Raw genomic sequence first — 290 nt, forward strand, 5'->3', positions numbered from 1 at the left:
CGGGCGTGCCCGGTGCGCGGGACGTGCGCGGGTCGGTGGCCGACCCGGCCGCCGTCGAGGGGGCCCTGTCCGGCGCGGACACCGTGGTGCACGTGGCCGCGAAGGTGTCCGTGTCCGGCCCCAAGCACGAGTACGAGGCCGTGGACGTCGAGGGCACGCGCATCCTCCTGCACGCCGCGCAGCGGCACGGCGTGCGGCGCTTCGTCCACGTCTCCTCCCCCTCCGTGGCGCACGCCGGCGACTCCCTCGGCGGCGAGGGCGCCGGAGCCGCCCGCCCCGCGCTCGCGCGG

The 290-nt window shown here is 79.7% G+C and carries 1 protein-coding gene; it reads left to right on the top strand.

Annotation, left to right across the window (positions count from 1 at the left end; genetic code table 11):
* Nucleotides 1-290 (top strand): NAD(P)H-binding protein (locus KVS67_RS11825; protein ID WP_217565430.1); only part of this gene is annotated, 290 nt, incomplete at both ends.

Origin of the sequence: Micrococcus sp. GbtcB5, from assembly GCF_019091605.1 — a bacterium.
Taxonomy (GTDB): domain Bacteria; phylum Actinomycetota; class Actinomycetes; order Actinomycetales; family Micrococcaceae; genus Micrococcus; species Micrococcus luteus.